This window comes from Allorhizobium ampelinum S4 (genome assembly GCF_000016285.1).
Lineage (GTDB): Bacteria > Pseudomonadota > Alphaproteobacteria > Rhizobiales > Rhizobiaceae > Allorhizobium > Allorhizobium ampelinum.
On record NC_011989.1, the window covers coordinates 1,629,229 to 1,646,003 of the forward strand.

The 16,775-nt window shown below is 58.8% G+C and carries 15 protein-coding genes; 9 read left to right on the plus strand and 6 right to left on the minus strand.

The genetic code is table 11. The features are described 5' to 3' along the window. The first annotated feature begins 14 nt into the window (after positions 1 to 14). The gene (locus AVI_RS07730; RefSeq protein ID WP_234895294.1) at positions 15 to 377 is read left to right on the plus strand and encodes a gene transfer agent family protein; all 363 of its coding nucleotides are present in this window, start codon (positions 15 to 17) and stop codon (positions 375 to 377) included. Positions 378 to 736: 359 nt separating this feature from the next. On the opposite strand, the gene rfbA is transcribed toward AVI_RS07730, so the two are convergent. The 4 genes from rfbA to rfbC form a co-directional block, all read right to left on the minus strand. Continuing rightward, positions 737 to 1,600 (minus strand): glucose-1-phosphate thymidylyltransferase RfbA, encoded by an 864-nt coding sequence (rfbA, locus tag AVI_RS07740; protein WP_015915835.1) that lies wholly within the window; start codon positions 1,598 to 1,600, stop codon positions 737 to 739. Between the two features lie 77 nt (positions 1,601 to 1,677). After that, the gene (gene rfbD / locus AVI_RS07745; protein ID WP_015915836.1) at positions 1,678 to 2,583 is read right to left on the minus strand and encodes a dTDP-4-dehydrorhamnose reductase; all 906 of its coding nucleotides are present in this window, start codon (positions 2,581 to 2,583) and stop codon (positions 1,678 to 1,680) included. Next, positions 2,580 to 3,638: a dTDP-glucose 4,6-dehydratase gene (gene rfbB, locus AVI_RS07750; RefSeq protein ID WP_015915837.1), complete on the minus strand. Its 1,059-nt coding sequence runs from the start codon at positions 3,636 to 3,638 to the stop codon at positions 2,580 to 2,582. Before rfbB ends, rfbD begins: the two co-directional genes overlap by 4 nt. 54 nt (positions 3,639 to 3,692) lie before the next feature. Further along, positions 3,693 to 4,256, minus strand: coding sequence for a dTDP-4-dehydrorhamnose 3,5-epimerase (rfbC, locus tag AVI_RS07755; RefSeq protein ID WP_015915838.1), 564 nt, complete (start codon positions 4,254 to 4,256; stop codon positions 3,693 to 3,695). A gap of 432 nt (positions 4,257 to 4,688) precedes the next feature. On the opposite strand from rfbC, the gene AVI_RS07765 reads away from it, so the two are divergent. From AVI_RS07765 to AVI_RS07810, 8 genes are read left to right on the plus strand one after another with little or no spacing between them, the layout of a single operon-like run. Beyond that, entirely contained in the window at positions 4,689 to 7,436 is a 2,748-nt protein-coding gene (locus AVI_RS07765; RefSeq protein WP_015915840.1) for a tape measure protein, read from the plus strand. Next, the gene (locus tag AVI_RS07770; protein WP_015915841.1) at positions 7,433 to 8,059 is read left to right on the plus strand and encodes a hypothetical protein; all 627 of its coding nucleotides are present in this window, start codon (positions 7,433 to 7,435) and stop codon (positions 8,057 to 8,059) included. The genes AVI_RS07765 and AVI_RS07770 overlap by 4 nt, the downstream gene beginning before the upstream one ends. After that, positions 8,059 to 8,745, plus strand: a complete 687-nt coding sequence (locus AVI_RS07775) for a hypothetical protein (protein ID WP_015915842.1) — start codon at positions 8,059 to 8,061, stop codon at positions 8,743 to 8,745. Before AVI_RS07770 ends, AVI_RS07775 begins: the two co-directional genes overlap by 1 nt. Next, positions 8,738 to 9,169, plus strand: coding sequence for a GNAT family N-acetyltransferase (locus tag AVI_RS07780; RefSeq protein WP_041696513.1), 432 nt, complete (start codon positions 8,738 to 8,740; stop codon positions 9,167 to 9,169). Before AVI_RS07775 ends, AVI_RS07780 begins: the two co-directional genes overlap by 8 nt. Positions 9,170 to 9,182: 13 nt before the next feature. Continuing rightward, positions 9,183 to 13,727 (plus strand): phage tail protein, encoded by a 4,545-nt coding sequence (locus tag AVI_RS29000; protein ID WP_049777163.1) that lies wholly within the window; start codon positions 9,183 to 9,185, stop codon positions 13,725 to 13,727. After that, positions 13,724 to 15,220, plus strand: coding sequence for a hypothetical protein (locus AVI_RS07795; protein WP_015915844.1), 1,497 nt, complete (start codon positions 13,724 to 13,726; stop codon positions 15,218 to 15,220). Before AVI_RS29000 ends, AVI_RS07795 begins: the two co-directional genes overlap by 4 nt. A gap of 15 nt (positions 15,221 to 15,235) precedes the next feature. After that, positions 15,236 to 15,841: a hypothetical protein gene (locus AVI_RS29005; protein WP_015915845.1), complete on the plus strand. Its 606-nt coding sequence runs from the start codon at positions 15,236 to 15,238 to the stop codon at positions 15,839 to 15,841. A 3-nt stretch (positions 15,842 to 15,844) separates the two neighbouring features. Beyond that, on the plus strand, positions 15,845 to 16,084 hold the full coding sequence (locus AVI_RS07810; protein ID WP_041696515.1) for a hypothetical protein: 240 nt from the start codon (positions 15,845 to 15,847) through the stop codon (positions 16,082 to 16,084). 4 nt (positions 16,085 to 16,088) lie between these two features. On the opposite strand, the gene AVI_RS07815 is transcribed toward AVI_RS07810, so the two are convergent. Together AVI_RS07815 and AVI_RS07820 are read right to left on the minus strand one after the other, a co-directional pair. After that, complete coding sequence (locus AVI_RS07815; RefSeq protein WP_041696517.1) at positions 16,089 to 16,442, minus strand: helix-turn-helix domain-containing protein; 354 nt, start codon at positions 16,440 to 16,442, stop codon at positions 16,089 to 16,091. A gap of 9 nt (positions 16,443 to 16,451) precedes the next feature. Next, the gene (locus AVI_RS07820) at positions 16,452 to 16,703 is read right to left on the minus strand and encodes a type II toxin-antitoxin system RelE family toxin (protein ID WP_015915847.1); all 252 of its coding nucleotides are present in this window, start codon (positions 16,701 to 16,703) and stop codon (positions 16,452 to 16,454) included. Positions 16,704 to 16,775: the final 72 nt, after the last annotated feature.

The window sequence follows — 16,775 nt, forward strand, 5'->3', positions numbered from 1 at the left end:
ACGCGGAACTGACAATGCCTTGGGCGGATGGTGATTACACCTTCCGCCTCGGCTGGGGTGAGCTGGAGGGATTGCAGGAGGCCTGCGATGCCGGGCCGTATGTGATCCTCGACCGGCTCCAGACCAGCACTTGGCGGGTGGGGGACATCGCCCATGTGATCCGGTTCGGGCTGATCGGCGGCGGCAAGTCGCCGGTTGAGGCGCTCACCCTGGTGCGCAAATGGGTTGAGGCCCGCCCGCCCGCTGAAAATCTGCTGTTTGCCCAGGCGATCCTGACAGCCGGCATCGTCGGCGCACCGGATGAAAAACCGGGGGAGCCAGACGCGGCAAATCAAAAGGGGGCAATGCCCTCGACGACCTTCCCAACGGAAAGTTGAGATTTGCCGCGATTTACGGCAATGGCGCGACCATGGGGTTTCCCCCCCAATCAGTCCGCGCCATGTCCATGTTCCAGTTCTTCGCGGCGGTCGACGGCTGGATGACGGCCAATGTGCCGGAAGAGGAAAACGCGCTGTCAGAGAGGGAAAGGGATGATCTTTGGGAGTTTATTAGCCGCTGATGTTGGGGTGGTCTGTTGTCGAGCAAAGATCGAATATTACAGCGCAATGAGGATGAAGCATTTTTGTCCGCTATTTCGGTCCGACATCGAATTACGTTGCATATATAAGCCGCTACAGCGCCCCGCACGCTTTCATGCAAGTCGCTGTAACGCAGATGCGCATGTGAATTAAAAGCGTTAGAGCACTTTTTTCAGCAGATATTGCCCATAAGCGCTCTTGCCATATTGCAGGCCGAGCGCTTCCAACTGCTGGGCGTCGATGAAACCGAGCCGATAGGCGATCTCTTCCGGGCAGGAAATCTTGAAGCCCTGACGGCGTTCCAGCGTGGCGACGAATTCCGAGGCATCCAATAGACTGTCGGGCGTGCCGGTATCCAGCCACGCATAGCCGCGGCCCATCTTCACCACGTTCAGCCGACCGCGTTCTAGATACACGCGGTTGACGTCGGTGATCTCCAGCTCGCCACGCGCCGATGGCTTCAGGTTTGCAGCGATATCAACGACATCCTTGTCGTAGAAATATAGCCCGGTCACGGCCCAGCTCGACCGCGGCGTTGGCGGCTTTTCCTCGATCGAAATCGCCTTCATGTCCTTGTCGAATTCCACGACGCCGTACCGCTCGGGATCATTGACGTGATAGGCAAATACGGTTGCCCCGTCATTGCGTGCCACAGCACTTCTGAACAGGTCGTTGACACCATGGCCATAGAAAATATTGTCGCCGAGGATCAAACAAGACGGATTAGAGCCGACGAAATCCGCGCCGATAATATAGGCCTGCGCCAGGCCATCCGGTGACGGCTGCTCGGCATAGGTCAACGAAATCCCCCATTTCGACCCATCGCCCAGCAGGCTTTGAAAGTTCGGCAGATCCTTTGGCGTCGAGATGATCAGGATGTCGCGAATCCCGGCCAGCATCAGCGTCGAGAGCGGATAATAGATCATCGGCTTGTCATAGACAGGCATGAGCTGCTTGGAGGTGACTAGCGTCATGGGATGCAGGCGGGTGCCGCTGCCACCGGCTAGAATGATACCCTTCATTTATAAAACTCCTGACACGTCATTTGTGTTCGTTGTCTTTTGAGGAAAGCTGGCGACCAGTTTTCCCTAGACAAACTCTAAACTGCGGCTGGTCGGCGTAACCGGTCGATGACCAGTTGCGTCGATACGCGCCAATCGGGGATATCGATAGCATGAACTCTGGCCAGTTTGGCGCAATCCAGCCGGGAGTTCGCAGGCCGTTTGGCGGGCGTCGGGTAGGCGCTGGCCGGGATTGGATTGACTTTGGCCGAAGGGCCGTTTTGCTCAGCCGACAGCCTGAAGATCTCCGTTGCAAACTCCGCCCAGCTCGCCTCTCCCGTTCCCGTCATATGGAACGTGCCGCGCAGATCGGCGGCCTTGGACGACAGCAGGTTATCAGCCACCTTCAACACCGCATCGGCAATATCGAGCGCCGAGGTCGGATTGCCGATCTGGTCGGCGACCACGCCCAGTTCATCGCGGGTTTCAGCCAGCCGCAACATGGTCAGCAGAAAGTTCTTGCCGAACGGGCTATAGACCCAGGCCGTGCGCAGGATCGCGTGGTTATCGGTTTCAGCCGCCACCCGGCGCTCGCCTTCCAGCTTGCTGCGGCCATAGACGCCAAGCGGCGCAACCGGATCGGCCTCGTTATAGGGCGAAGCCTTGCTGCCATCGAAGACATAATCGGTCGAGATATGGATGATCGGGATATCCAGCGCCTTGGCAACCCGCGCCAATTCCCCCGGCCCTTCGCCATTGACCGCAAAGGCCGCGGCCTCGTCGGTTTCGGCCTGGTCGACCGCGGTATAAGCGGCAGCCGAAATAATCAGGTCGGGTTTCGCTGCCCGCACAGCCGCTTCAATCGTCGCGGCATCGGCCAGATCAAGCTGTGGCCGACCCAGGGCGACCAGGTCGATATCCTTGCGATCGCTGGCTTTCTCAAGCAGCGACTGCACGACCTGTCCGGCCAGGCCCGTCACCAGATAGCGCTTCACGCCGCTCATTTGCTCGCGGCTTTCAGCAGGCCAAGACGGCTACCATCATAGCCCTGGCGCAACGGTTCCCACCACCAGCGGTTTTCAAGATACCATTTCACGGTTTTCTCGATGCCGGTCTCGAAATTTTCCTGAGCCTTCCAGCCGAGTTCGGTTTCCAGCCGCGTCGCGTCGATGGCATAACGGGCGTCGTGGCCGGGACGGTCGGTCACGTATTGGATCAGCTTCTCATGCGGCGTATCCGACGGATGCAGGCCATCCATCAGCGCGCAGACGCGGGTGACGACCTCAATATTGCGTCGCTCATTGCGGCCACCGACATTATAGGTTTCGCCAATCTGTCCACGCTCCGCGATGATATCAAGCGCCCTGGCATGGTCTTCGACGTAAAGCCAATCGCGGATATTGGCGCCATTGCCGTAGACCGGCAGAGGCTTGCCTTCCATCGCGTTGATGATCATCAGCGGAATGAGCTTTTCCGGAAAATGGAAGGGGCCGTAATTGTTGGAGCAATTCGACACCACCACCGGCAGGCCATAGGTGCGCGCCCAGGCCTTGGCGAGATGGTCGGAAGCGGCTTTCGAGGCGGAATAGGGGGAGCTTGGATCATAAGGGGTGGTTTCGGTAAACAGACCCTCATCGCCCAGCGAACCATAAACTTCGTCGGTCGAGACATGCAGGAAGCGGAAACCGTCCTTGCTCGCACCTTCCAGCCCCTGCCAATAGGCGCGGGCGCATTCCAACATGGTGAACGTGCCGAGCACATTGGTCTCGACGAAATCCTTGGCGCCAGTAATTGAGCGGTCGACATGGCTTTCGGCGGCCAGATGCATGACGCGGTCGGGCTTGAAGCTTGCAAAAGCCGAGGCGATTGCCTGGCCGTCGCAGATATCGGCCTGAAGGAACCGGTAAAGCGGATTTGCCTCAACCGATTTCAGCGAGGTCAAGGTACCCGCATAGGTGAGCTTGTCGACATTCAGGACGTCATAGCCTTTTTCAAGCACCAAATGGCGAACAACGGCCGATCCGATAAAGCCGGCACCGCCGGTTACAAGTACGCGCATGATTTTCGATATCCCCTAGCGTTCATAGAGCAGACTGGCACCAAGCAGAGGCGCTTAAGGCTGATAGACGAAATTCGTCTCAAGCTCGCTCAGTTTCGGCTGCTTCTTGTCCTTGTCAGACAGGATGGCGTTGTCTTCCGTCACCGGCCAATCGATTGCCAGCGCCGGATCGTTCCACAACAGGCCCCGGTCATGATCCGGGCTGTAATAATCCGTCACCTTGTAGCTGATCACGGTATTGGGCTGCAATGTGCAGAAGCCATGCGCAAAACCCGGCGGCACCCAAAGCTGGCAGCCGTTTTCGGCAGTCAGTTCGGCTTTCACCATCTGGCCATAGGTCGGCGAGCCCTGGCGAATATCGACAGCGACGTCCAGCAAAGCGCCAGCCGCACAAGAAACGAGCTTGCCCTGCGCCCTCGGGTTCAACTGGAAATGCAGGCCGCGAACCGTACCAACCTCGGCCGAAAACGACTTGTTGTCCTGAACGAAGGTGAAAGGTCCCACTTCGCTTTCAAACAGGCTGGCGCGGAAGGTTTCCATGAAATAGCCCCGCGCATCCCCAAACCGCTTTGGAGTGATTAGAAAAACGCCCGACAGCTTCGTTTCTTCAAACTGCATTCTTATCCCTTTGAATTAAGCCCCTCGCGCAATTAACCACCTCGATCTCACGAGGCAAGCAAAATGCTCGGCGCGCACTGTCTTAAACGGAAGATTATGACGTTATTCCGACAGTCCGCGCGACTGGCTGCCACCATTTCAGGCAAGCATTTGCTAATTGTGTCTCTTTGCGACACCATCCGTTCAAAACGGGGGCCCCTCCAAAAAGCTCGAAAACGGCACGAAAGCCGACGAGCAATCAAGCGGCGGAACCGGATCTTCCTCGCTGGCATCCACGAGATTGACAGTTTTCACCCGGCGCGCTGGGTCTGCCTTCAGAAGGTCGGCAAAGCTGACCGAACCAGGCCCCAGCGTGACATGCGGCAACCGATCTACGACCTATCCGGTCGGAGGCCGCCAGCCCACTGAATCCTTTCAAAATCCGAGGCACCCATGGCAACCGACCTAGAAAAACTCGTCGTGCAGCTTTCGGCCGACATCAAAGGCTATCAGCGCGAGATGCAGAAGGCGGCTGGCGTCACCAACGCCCAAGCCCGCGCCATTGAGAACCGCCTGAAGAAAATGGACGGCCAGTTCTCGGCGCTTGGCACGTCCATGGCGCGCGGGCTGATCACGCCGATTGCGGGGATCTCGGCGGCGCTGACAGTGGATTCCGTCATCCATTATGCCGACGCCTGGACCAGCGCCAAGAACAGCCTGGCCGTCGCTGGCGTCGTCGGAACAAATCAAGTTTCCGTCCTCGACCAGATTTACAACTCTGCCCAGCGCAATGCCGCCCCGATTGGTGCCATGGCCGATTTGTTCGGCAAGGCGGCGCAATCCGGTGATTCGCTTGGTGCGTCTCAGGCCGATCTGCTGAAATTCACCGATGGCGTCGGCACGGCACTGAAGATCGAGGGCAAGTCTGCCACCGAAGCGCAAGGCGCGCTGACGCAGCTCGGCCAGCTCCTCGGCTCGACCCGCGTCCAGGCCGAAGAATTCAATTCGGTCAATGAAGGGGCGCGACCGATCCTGATCGCCGTTGCCAATGGTCTCAGCGCTGCGGGCGGTTCTGTCAGTAAGCTCAAACAATTGGTCAATGATGGCAAAGTGTCCAACCAGGAATTCTTTCAGTCGTTCCTGAAGGGCTTGCCGACCATCCAGGGGATGGCGGCCAATGCCACCCAGACGATTGAACAGGGCGTGACCAAGGTGAACAATGCTTTCACCCGTTATATCGGCCAGACGGATGAAAGCCTCGGCGCATCCCAGCGCCTGGTGGCTGGATTGAATGCTCTGGCGGATAATTTTGAACAGACGGCCGATGTCGTCCTGAAGCTCGCCTCTGTCATTGCTGCCGCTCTGGTTGGCCGGTCCATCGCTCTGATGATTGCCAATCTCGGCCTCGCCACAGCGGCAGTTGTCCGGCTGGTCGCGGCGCTGCGGGCTGCATCGTCCATGGCTGGCATTGCGACCGCCATCAGCGGCATCGGTGCTGCTGCCGGTCCGCTCGGCCTCATCATCGGCGGAACGGTCGTCGGTGCGCTTGCACTGTTTGCGAGTGGATCGGGTGAGGCAGGCCAAGCTGCTGACCGGTTTTCCGAGCGTTTGAAGCGTGTCGGAGAGGCGGCCGAAGAATCGGCCGAAAAGGTTGATAAGGCGCGCCAAAGCTACAATGCCGTTAAGGAAAACCAGTTGGCGCAGGAAGCCAAAGTAGCGGCCTCGTCTCTTAAAAGCACCAGTGACGAGACGATCAACCTCCTATCGTATTTTGCTAAAATGCGTGAATCCAACCTGATCACGCCTGAGCAAGCGACCGAACTTGAGCGGTTGCGTGACGGCATTAAGACCGGCTCTGTTTCGGCTGACGATGCGCGGCAATCTCTGGCTAAGATGGCGACTGCGGACTACAATTTTCAGCAGATCGCAGACGCGATAGACCCAATCCTCAAGAAACTGACGACGATCAGCGTCGCTGCACAACAAACAGCAAGCGATCTCGCCGCCGTCCAATCTGCAAAGGTCATGTCTCCAGAACAGGTTGCCGGATACAAGCAATATGCGCAATCGCGCAAACAGGGCGAGGAGATGCTGCGGATCGGCAAGGCCTACGCTGATGAGGCGCAACGCCAGAACACGCTGTCGAAAGAGCAGCTGGCTATTGAAGGCAAGAGGGCTAAAATCAAGGCGGATCTCGCTAAAACGGGCGGGGTTTTGCCTGATGATAAAATCACATCCTTGGCAATTGCGGAGGTCAAAGCGGATGAGCGGCGCTCCGATACCGGCAAAACGACCGCCGCGCCGAGAGCGACGGCAGATGACCGGCTCGACATGGATATCCAGTCGATCCGGGATCGGACGGCGGCCCTCGTCGAAGAGCAGGCAGTCGTCGGGCAATCCTACCGTCAACAGGAAAAGCGCCGCATGGCGCTCGATCTCGAACAGCAGGCGCTCCAGGATGTCCGTGAAGAGGCGCGGCGCAAGGGCGATGCTGACTGGCAGAATGCCAAGCTGGCACCTGAACAGATCGCCAAGATCAATGCCGCCTCGGACGCTTATGCCGAGCAGGCCGATATCCTGCGCAAGGTCGAGGACGCCCAGCAGCGGTCGCAACAGGCAGCACAAGAGTTCTACGATACCGCCAAGTCAGCCTTTTCCGATGTGATCATGGGGGCCGAAAGCTTTAGCGATGCCCTGTCCGGCGTTCTCAAGAAGCTGGGCGAACTGGCGTTGAATAGCGCGTTTGACGGCCTGTTCGGCGGATCGTCCGCGACCAGCAGTGGTGGCTGGTTGACCGGCTTTGCCAAGGCGATTGGCTTTGCTGATGGCGGCTATACCGGGGCAGGGGGCAAATATGAGCCTGCGGGCGTCGTGCATAAGGGCGAATATGTCTTTGACGCGGATGCCGTTCGAAAGGCTGGTGGACCGGCTGGCCTGGACGCCATGCGCAAGCGGCTGAAGGGCTATTCCAGCGGCGGCTATGTTGGGCCAAGTGCGCCACGCATGCCGGATCTGTCCAGGGCTGCTGCCAGCAAAGCCAGCTCGGTGCAGATCAGTATTAATCCGGTGATCGACAATCGCGGGGCTTCTGTTGAAGCGGTGGCGCGTCAAGAGCAGGCGATGAATAAGCTGCAAAAGACCTTGCCAGCCCAAATCATCACGGCGGTGCGCGATGCCAGGGCGAGGGGTGTGAAGGTATGACTATCCTCTATCCCATTGATCTGCTCGCCGACTTTCCCGGTTGGACCACCAAGTTCGAACCACTGTATCGCCAGGAGCAATCGCGCACCGCTGGCGGGGTGACTTACATCAAGGATCTCGGGTCGCCGCTGTGGTCGGCGGCCTATCAGACAAAGCAGTTGAAGCCGAACGACCTGGACGCCTGGCGGGCGCGGATCGAGGCGCTGGAAGGCGGGCTGCAATACTTCCGGGGGTATTCGCTGTCACGATCCCGGCCCATTGCCTCTCCGACCGGTAGGCCCGTGCCGGACAATGGCGTGGTGCTGTCGGCCATCGGCGGTGACAATAAGAGCGTGACACTCTCAGGGTTGGGTGCCGGTTATGTGGTCTCGGTTGGCGACATGATCCAGATCGCAGGCAGCGGGCTTTACCGCATTGTCGAGGGTGCGGTTGCCAATGGGTCGGGTGTTGCCGGGCCGTTCGAGCTTCGCCCGCATCTGTGGCCGGGGACCGCTGCGGGGTCTGCGGTCACGCTGCTGCGGCCCTCCTGCACGATGATGATCGTGCCGGGGTCGATTTCCTCTGAAGCCGATGCGTCCACCGGGCGCGGCTCTGTGTCTTTCCAAGGTATCGAGGTGCGCTGATGCGCTTATATCCTGCTGCAATCACCAACGCGCTGGCGGCGCGGCAATTGGTGGCGCGTGATTTTCTCTGGATCATTGCGCGCGACCGGACCACTGGAAACCCGGCTGCGGTCGGCTTCTGGTCAGATGTCGGCAATGTCTCTGCCGAGGTCGTGCATCCTGACACCGGCAACGCTGATGTCAGGAGCTTTTACGGCTCCGGCACATTGATCAGCGTCACAGAAATCCCGTTGGTCTCGACGCTAGAGGCGCAGAACGTTACCATCACCATGTCCCAGATTGACGATATGGTGGCGCAGGCCGTGCGGCTCTACGATTGCAAACAGGCCCGCGTGGAAATCTATCGCGGTCTGTTTTCTCCGCAGACACGCAAGCTGGTGTCTCCGGCAGAGCTGCGGTTCCTGGGCTTTATCGACACGATAGAGATCAAGACCCCAGCCGAAGGCGATACCGGCGCGGTAACACTGACCTGCGCCTCGCACATGCAGGAGATTACCCGGTCCAATCCCGACACCCGGTCGGATGCCAGCCAGAAGCTGCGCAGCTCCACCGATAATTTCTATCAGGATGCGGCGGTGGTTGGCGATTGGGAACTGTTCTGGGGGCAGACGCAGGGTAAGATTACCACGTCAAAGGCAAACAGCATGGCGGATTTCCTGGCCAAGGCGTTGGCTAAAAATGGTTAGGCCTGGCACGAGTTCCGACCGGTTTGCCGTCATCGCCCTGCTGCGGGACAGCCATGCAGCGGCTGGCTATGCCTTCCGGTTCGAAGCGGCGCGGGCCGATGCGCTGTATCGCCTGCACCTCGACAATCCCATGGCCTGCGCGCTGCTGCTGGAACGCGATGGCAGCGTGTGCGGCCTGCTGCTGGCCTCGGCCTTTGACCATCCCTTCGGGGCGGGTCTGATGGCCAAGGAAACGGTGTGGTTCATCGCACCGCAGGCGCGGGGTCGCTCCGGCCTTATCATGCTCAATGCCTATGAGGCATGGGCCAAATCCATTGGCTGCGTCTCCATCGGCATGGCGGCGCTTGCCACCAACGATGTGTCGAGCCTCTACGCGCGGCGCGGTTATACGCCCGCTGAGACGCATTTTATCAAACCCATCTAAGGGTATCCCATCCATGGCAATCTTTTCTGGCATCGCCGCCTTTGTCAGCGGTGTGGCGTCGGCGCTTGGCGCGGTCTCGACCTTTATCGGCGGTATGGGCGTTATCGGCTCGACGCTGTTGAAGGCCGCCGTCGGCGTTGGTTTGAACTATCTGGCCTCGGCTGTGGCGGGCAAGAGCAAGGCTTCCACGGCAAGCTTTGCCGTCAATGGGCAATTGCAGTCCGGTGGCACCGTGCCGCGCTCGATCATTTTTGGGATGACGGCCACGGCTGGATCTCTTGTCTATGCCAATACCTGGGGCAATGCGGGCAAGACACCGAATGCCTATGTCACGCAGGTCATTGCGCTGGCCGATGCGCCGATCAAGTCGCTGCTGGTGGCAGTGGTCAATGGCGTGGCCTGCGAGATCGATTTCGATCATCCGCATGCCGAATACGGTTGGCCGGTTGTCGATTACCGCAAGGGCAATACTGATTACCTCTGGCTCAAATTTTACGATGGCACGCAGACTGAAGCGGATAGCTTTCTGGTCAACCGGGTCTCGTCCACGGCCCGCCCTTACGAGAATACCCGCGTCGGCCATGGCGTTGCCTATGTGATCGCCACCTCGCGCGTGAACCAGGAGCTGTTTTCCGGCTTTCCGTCCTTCAAGTTTGTGCTGGATGGTATGCGGCTTTACGATCCATCCAAGGATAGCTCGGTTGGCGGCAATGGTGCACAGCGCTGGAGCGACGCCTCGACCTGGGGCGGCGATGGCGACCGCCTGCCTGTTGTCCAGCTCTATGCCCTGATGCGCGGTATCCGCTGGAACGGTCAATGGCTCTATGGCCTCCAGACCGTCACCGAACGGCGCTTGCCTGCCAGCCACTGGATTGCCCAGATCGGAAAATGCCGCACCCTGATTGAAGGTGCCGATGGCATGGAGGCCACCTATCGCTCTGGTGCTGAGGTGCAGGTCAGTGCTGCCTTGCAGGATGCGGCACAAGCGATGCTAACCGCCTGCAACGGGCGGCTTGCTGAGATCGGCGGCACCTATAAGCCGTTTATCGGCGTGTCGGACGAACCGGTCATGACCTTTGCCGATGCGGATATTCTATCCACGGAAGAGCAGAGCTTTACGCCGTTCTTCGGCCTGTCCGATACGGTCAACGGGATTTCCGCGTCTTATCCATCGCCGGATGATAGCTGGAACATGACGGAAGCGCCGCCGCTCTATAACGGCGATTATGAGGTGGAAGACGGCAACCGGCGTCTGTTGTCGGATGTCAGTCTCGATTTTGTGCCTTACGCTGGACAGGTGCAACGGCTCATGCAATCGGCCCTGAAGGAAGCCCGCCGCGCCCGTCGTCACACCATTTCCATGCCGCCAATGTTTGGGGCATTGGAGCCGGGGGACATTGTCGCCACGTCCAGCAACCGTAATGGCTATGTCGAGAAGCGGTTTCGGGTCGATGGTGTTCTCGATCAGCCTAACCTTGATGTTGTCCTCGATATCACGGAAGTCGATCCGGCTGACTATGATTGGAATCAGGGGAGCGATTATAAACCACCGGTCACCGGCAGTGTGTCCAGCGGCGTGCCTGCTGCGCAGTCCACGACGGGCTGGAGCGTTGTCGCGGGATCTGTCACCGATAGCGACAGCCAGGATCGCAGGCCCGCCATTGTTGTTTCTTGCACCGCCGATCTGGATGATGTGGCGCGGATTTGGGTCAAGGTGCGCGTCAAAGCCACGGGCGTTGTTGTTTATGACAGCGATGCCCATCCTTATGCTGGCGCTGCGACCTGGACGCTGTCTGGTGCCTGGTGCCTGGCGCTGACGGAATATGAGCTGCAGGGCAAGTTGGTGCCGGTGTCCAGCCGGGAAACAGTCGCATCCGACTGGCTTTCCGTCACCACGCTGAACCTGTCGGAATCAACTGACGTTCTCGACAACTCCATCACCACGGCCAAGCTTGCCGACGCTGCGGTGACGGCGTCCAAGATCATGGATGAGGCGGTCACCAATCTGAAGCTGGCGGATGCGGCTGTCAGCACGGCCAAGCTTCAGGTTGCTGCTGTGACGCAGGAGGTTCTGGCAAACAACTCTGTCATTGCCACGAAGCTTGCTGATGCGGCGGTCACCGGGGCAAAGCTCGCGGCCCAGGCGGTCGATGCGACCAAGTTTGCGGCCAGCATTGAGCCAGTGCGCGTTGTCACCCAACTGCCGACCAGCCGCGTGTCTGCCTATGTCACCTTCAATGGCGAGGCCTATCGCTGGAACGGTGCGGCTTATGTGAAGACGGTGTCCACGGCTGAATTGACCGGGCAGTTGATCGGCTCGCAGATCGCAGACCTTGCGATTGTCGCTTCCAAGATCGCCGACGGCATTATCACCGGGACCAAGCTTGCCGCTGACACCATCGGTGCAAATAACCTGGCTGCTAACTCCGTCACGGCCAAGCAATTGGTGCTGACGGATTTCACGAACCTTGTCCCTGATAACCAGATGCAGGATTTTGGCAGTTCCTGGTCTGGAGCGGGGTGGTCATCCTGGACGGATCCCTATCTTGGCGGCATGGCCTCGCGGTCGCAGATGAAGTTCGCCTATGTGGCGGGAACGACCGGCTATGGCGACGAGCTGCTCGGCAAGGCGTTTCCGGTCCAGGCCGGCGCGCAGTACCGGGTAACGGGATCAGCCTATTCGAACGGCAATCAATGGCCGCAGTTACGGATCAAGTGGTTGGACCGGACCGGCGCTCTGATCAACTACGTCGATTTCCTTGTCGGGGATCGCGGGGCCGGGCCGGTCACGGCGACGGTCAATCTGACAGCCCCGGCCGGAGCCACGCAGGCGGTGATGGCCGCTTACGTGATGCGCACCAACACCAACGCTGATGTCTATGTCGGTGGCTTTGTTGTCCAGAAACGCAATGCGGCCGAGCTGATCATTGACGGCACGATCCTTGCCAACATGCTGTCGGCCGGTTCTGTAACGACGGATAAGCTCGCGGCCAATTCTGTTATTGCCGGTAAGATTGCCGCTGGTGCCGTCAACACGGATCAACTCGTTGCCGGTGCAGTGACGACGGCAAAGGTGGCAGCAGGGGCCATCACCACCAATCTGCTCGCGGTCGGGCAGGGCGCGAACTTCATCAAGAATTCCGACTTCTCTGCCGGGATCACCGGCTGGGGGGTGGAATATGCCAATGCCGATCTCGGCAATTGGACGATCAGCCTGCGCAACGACACCTTTGCTCCTGTACCCGGCGCCCTGGAAATTCGTCAGGTCAATGGGACGCAAGGGCTTGAGATTGGCGCTACCTATAAAAAAGATGGCACAAACATCGACCTCATGTCTGTGGAGGCTGGCAAATGGTATGAGCTATCGACCTATTATTTTGGCCACCGTTGCAACGGCCTGCAAGTGTATATCGCATTTGCGAACGCGGCTGGTGCGGTCATCTCTCACGGCACGCCTGGAATCTGGCCCGCAAACCACAACACAGATCCGGGCAAGCAGCTCTCTAACTATCAGCGGGGCTGGTTTAAAGCGCAAGCTCCTGCCGGTGCAGCGTATGCCTATGTGTTTTTTCGGCATAAAGGCACGATCAACGGGCAGGCAGATAGCTATCTGTGGATTCATAAACCGTTCTTTGGTGAGGCGACCGCCAACCAGACGGAACCGACGCCGTGGTCTGCGGCCGGCGTCACGCTGATCCAGAACGGCAATATCGTTGCGGGATCGGTGACGACAGACAGCCTAGCGGCAAATTCCGTCGTTGCTTCCAAGATCTCCGCTGGTGCGATCACCACACCTGCTCTTGCGGCTGGTTCGGTTGTTGGTACCAGTATTGCGGCCTCGACGATTACCGGTGCCAACATCGCCGCCGAAACCATCGGTACAGATAAGCTTGCGGCCAATTCCGTCACCGCCAAGCAGTTGGTGCTGACGGATTTTACCAATCTTGTCCCTGACAATCAGATGCAAGACTTCGGAAACTCTTGGGTTGGGGCCAATTGGCAGTCGTGGACCGACCCTTACGTCGGCGGCATGGCATCTCGCTCCCAAGCTCGATACCCATATGTTGCCGGGCGCACAGGCTACAGCGAAGAGCTGTTGGGTAAAACATTCTCAGTGACGCCGGGGGCGCAATATCGCGTCACAGGGACGGCGCTTTGCCCTTCCGGCAATTACTCCCCTTTGCTGCGGATCAAATGGTTGAACAGTTCTGGTGGGACCATAAGCTATAACGACTTTGTGGCAGGCGACAGGTCATCGGGCGTCGTCACGACAACCATCAACCTGACTGCGCCCGCTGGCGCAGTTCAGGCTGTGATGGCCGCTTACGTGTGGCGCACTGCGACCACAGGTGATGTTTATGTGGGTGGCTTTGTGGTCAACAAGCGCAACGCCGCCGAGCTGATCATCGACGGCACGATCACCGCCGACAAGCTTGCCGTTAACAGCCTCAGCGCTATCACCGCCAACCTGGGCACGGTGACGGCAGGCGAGATCCGCAGCTCGAACGGCAAGATGGTGATTTCCCTTAACGCAGGCACGATTGTGATTTCGTCATGACCAAAACCCTTATTGGCCTCGACTATACCGGCACGGCCTGCGTCAAGATTACCAAGGGAAGCTTCGATCCGGCAACCACCTCGGATGCCGAGATATCGAAGTTTTACTATTCGTCCAAATGGGCGGCAGACTGCAAGGTCAACGCCATCCAAACCGGGGCGACCGGAACGACGCCCCGCGGCTACTATCCGTCCGCCTCGTCCTGGACCTGGTGGAGTTCCGGCAATGGGGATGGCGGGTATCAGGACATATATAAAAAGTCCTATTTCCCCGGCCTGATCTATGACCTGCCGCTCTATGATCGCAAGCGGGTCGATGCCAATGGGTTTTATACCCATATGCGGATGCTGGAGATGTTTTTCGGCACCAATGACCGCACACAGGTCTGGAAGCTCGGCGACGAGGGAACCTATCTGATGGGCTGGGCTGCCGCTAACGCCACCTATAGCTTTTCCGGGTACTTCGCGGCGACCATCAAACCCACGGAAAGCTCGATCTGGCTATCAGGCACCGACAAGCTGGTTGTCTGGCAATTACCGGGCGATGAGACCGCCATCCAGAACGGCACGCCGCAATCGGCGGTGTCAGGCCAGCCACAAATCATCATCAGTTCCAGTGATCTCAGGGTCAGCAAGCCGGGCTTCGATGTGAATACGGCGACTGGCAGCCAGCTGGCATTCAGCTCAACGCAGATCCCGGCCAAGGTGATTGCCGCCGCCGATGTCGCTGTTCCAAAAGGAACGAGTTATTTTGACTGCGGCATGGCGTTGCCCACCGACACGATCATCGAATGCCATTTCTATGCCTCCGGCCAGCCGATCTATTTTCCGTGCCATCCCAACGATGGACCGTTCGGTGCAACGTTTCGGGCCAATGGCAATACCGTCGAGTTCTCCAATCCGAACGGGGCCTGCCGGGCGCGGGTGATCGTCTTTGCCGAGGCGCCGGCCAGCGCCACCAGCGGTGCCAACAATGTGCTGCGGCAATTCGATCAGAACGGTCAGCAGGTCGTGCAATTCCTGCGGCCTGGGGCAGGGGCATCGCCGGGCTTTGGCGATATCGTCATCGATAGCCGGTGGCCAGCCCTGCAAATCGTAAAGGAAGGCTATCTGTCAATCACCACAGGCAATCAGGCCAATACGATCAGCTACGATGCCAGCGGCATGTTCACCTTTATCAAGTGGTGTACCGTCCACGGCAGCGGAAAGGTTGAGGGCGGCTCGCTGTCGATCAACACCACCAAGTTCGTGCGCACGCCAAGGCTCGGCAAATACCGCACCTATAACGACAGCTGGGGATCTCCGACCTTCACCGGCGACACCAGCTATGTCCAGTACACGGACACGGGCGCGACCTTCTACACCTTCCGGGGCAACCCGCTTTACGTCGCTTACTACAATCAAAGCGGCGGCGGGGTACGCACCGAGACCGTCAACGATCCCGCCGTCATCATTGGCCTTCGCTACCACGTCTTCGGCGTGGCAATCCCCTAAGGAGATAAGTTTAATATGTACAATATCAGCAGCATGTATGAGGCCATGGTTGATGGCGTCATCGTGGAAGTGACTGCCAATCGCTCCAGCCGATGGACGGCCATGGCAGCGTGGTGGCTGGGTCGCCAGCAGATCCTCAATGCCCGCACGTTTTGGTATGGGGTCGCGGCTCACATGACCAATGGCCTGACCTCTGAAGAACAACAGGCCATCCAGGACCAACTGCTGAGCGACGAGCGGGCCTATCTCTCTGCCGTCACCGAACTGCCGGCCATCCCAGACTTCGTTGCCAGCACGGTGGACGGCTGGGTCAATGTGCCGATCTCCGACGAGACGCTAAAGGCCCGCTATCAACTGGCCATCCAGCAGTTCATGAACGCCAAGGCGCGTGAGCATGGCTATGACAGCCTGACCACCGCCGTCACCTATGTTGGCGACAAGCACGCGACCTTCGCGGCTGAGGCCGCAGCGCTTAAAGACTGGCGGTCTGATGTCTGGGTCTATTCGCTGGCAGAGCTGGAGAAGGTGATCGCCAAACAGCGGCCGATCCCGACGGTCGCCGAATTCTTGACGGAGCTTCCGGCCTTTACTTGGCCCGAAGTCAAAAGCGTGGAGGCTTGAGCCATGAGCATTCTCGAAACGGCGCTGCGGGAGCGCAACAAGATGTTGGAGCAGCAGGCTGATCAATATGCCAACGCGGTCGACAATCTGTCGAATCGGCTGGCCGAGGCGCTGCGGCGGCTGGCTCCGCACGATCCTGATTATGTCAGGGGTGAAGCGCCGGACTTGGTGCCAGATGCACCAACTCCGACTGTCGAGGACCATGGCGCATCTGTGATGCCTCTTACGGTTCACGAAGAATAGAGAGCTACGCCAGATCGTCCAGATCGACACGAAGAGCCTCTGCGATCTTCTTCATCGTCGCAAAGCTTCCGTCCTTCTTGCCGCTCTCGATCTCGGAAACATAGGGCGCGCTGATACCGGCCTGTTCGGCCAATTCCCGCGCCGTCATCTTGCGAAACATGCGCCAGACCTTGACCGGGTGTTCACCGGCAAGAAGCTGGTTGACGACTTCGGCGGGAACAAGCTCGTCGTCACCTGCGGCGATATCCGCCTTGACCTTATCGGCTGCTGCAATGTCGCTGTGGTCGATCAGGCTTTCGTATTCTGCCAGGGGCAGCACGACCAGCGTTTCGCCGTTCGGGGTAATGATGGTCTGCATTGTCATCTCCTATTCGTAGACGCTACCACGCGGGCCGATCTTGAGGATTTCAAGGACGCTGCCTTGATCGTCCATGATCACCCGCCAATCACCGACCCGCAACCGGATGTAAGGCGAGCCGGTCAGTGCCTTTACGTTGTTCGCCATGGACTGCGGATCGCTCGCATATTGCTCGATCTTCTGGGCAATCCGCTTTGCCTCATTGGTTGGCAGGCGGCGAAGAACCTTCAATGATGATTTGCTGTATGCGATCTTTTTCATGAAATGAAGATAGCAAATAGCGAACTAATTTGCAACGAGCTGCGAGAGGATTGCAGCCAAAAAATCCAAGAA

Coding starts and splice junctions, on each gene's coding strand:
- AVI_RS07780 (WP_041696513.1), top strand. CDS start 8,738: ATGGTTAGGCCTGGCACGAGTTCCGACCGGTTTGCCGTCATCGCCCTG.
- AVI_RS07820 (WP_015915847.1), bottom strand. CDS start 16,703: ATGAAAAAGATCGCATACAGCAAATCATCATTGAAGGTTCTTCGCCGC.
- AVI_RS07770 (WP_015915841.1), top strand. CDS start 7,433: ATGACTATCCTCTATCCCATTGATCTGCTCGCCGACTTTCCCGGTTGG.
- rfbC (WP_015915838.1), bottom strand. CDS start 4,256: ATGCAGTTTGAAGAAACGAAGCTGTCGGGCGTTTTTCTAATCACTCCA.
- AVI_RS07810 (WP_041696515.1), top strand. CDS start 15,845: ATGAGCATTCTCGAAACGGCGCTGCGGGAGCGCAACAAGATGTTGGAG.
- rfbD (WP_015915836.1), bottom strand. CDS start 2,583: ATGAGCGGCGTGAAGCGCTATCTGGTGACGGGCCTGGCCGGACAGGTC.
- AVI_RS29005 (WP_015915845.1), top strand. CDS start 15,236: ATGTACAATATCAGCAGCATGTATGAGGCCATGGTTGATGGCGTCATC.
- AVI_RS07775 (WP_015915842.1), top strand. CDS start 8,059: ATGCGCTTATATCCTGCTGCAATCACCAACGCGCTGGCGGCGCGGCAA.
- AVI_RS07730 (WP_234895294.1), top strand. CDS start 15: ATGCCTTGGGCGGATGGTGATTACACCTTCCGCCTCGGCTGGGGTGAG.
- AVI_RS07765 (WP_015915840.1), top strand. CDS start 4,689: ATGGCAACCGACCTAGAAAAACTCGTCGTGCAGCTTTCGGCCGACATC.
- AVI_RS07795 (WP_015915844.1), top strand. CDS start 13,724: ATGACCAAAACCCTTATTGGCCTCGACTATACCGGCACGGCCTGCGTC.
- AVI_RS29000 (WP_049777163.1), top strand. CDS start 9,183: ATGGCAATCTTTTCTGGCATCGCCGCCTTTGTCAGCGGTGTGGCGTCG.
- AVI_RS07815 (WP_041696517.1), bottom strand. CDS start 16,442: ATGCAGACCATCATTACCCCGAACGGCGAAACGCTGGTCGTGCTGCCC.
- rfbA (WP_015915835.1), bottom strand. CDS start 1,600: ATGAAGGGTATCATTCTAGCCGGTGGCAGCGGCACCCGCCTGCATCCC.
- rfbB (WP_015915837.1), bottom strand. CDS start 3,638: ATGCGCGTACTTGTAACCGGCGGTGCCGGCTTTATCGGATCGGCCGTT.